Annotated in this window: 1 protein-coding gene; it reads left to right on the top strand. The window is 74.7% G+C overall.

The features are described from left to right. Positions 1-304: AMP-binding protein (locus PUR71_RS02790; protein WP_329924688.1), on the top strand; the 304-nt coding region annotated here is incomplete at both ends.

The following is a 304-nucleotide window of genomic DNA, read 5'->3' as shown; positions in this document are numbered from 1 at the left end:
CGCTGGAGCTCCTGGAGGCCCCGGAGCGGCAGCAGTTGGAGGAGTGGGCCGGCGTCGTGGCGCCCGAGCCGGAGGCGCAACCGGTGCACCGGCTGTTCGAGCGGCAGGTGCGGACGCGAGCGACCGACCGTGCTCTGGTCTGCGGGGACGAGGAGCTGAGCTTCGGTGTGCTGAACGCGCGGGCGCACCGGCTGGCGCGGGAGTTGGTGGTGCGGGGTGTGGGTCCGGAGTCGGTGGTGGCGGTGGCGCTGCCGCGGTCGGTGGACGCGGTGGTGTCCGTGCTGGCCGTGTTGAAGGCGGGCGG

Source organism: Streptomyces sp. SP17BM10 (assembly GCF_036322405.1).
In the GTDB taxonomy this organism is placed as follows: Bacteria; Actinomycetota; Actinomycetes; order Streptomycetales; family Streptomycetaceae; genus Kitasatospora.
The sequence above is the reverse complement of the archived record's forward strand: the minus strand, read 5'-3'. Positions and strand labels throughout refer to the sequence as shown.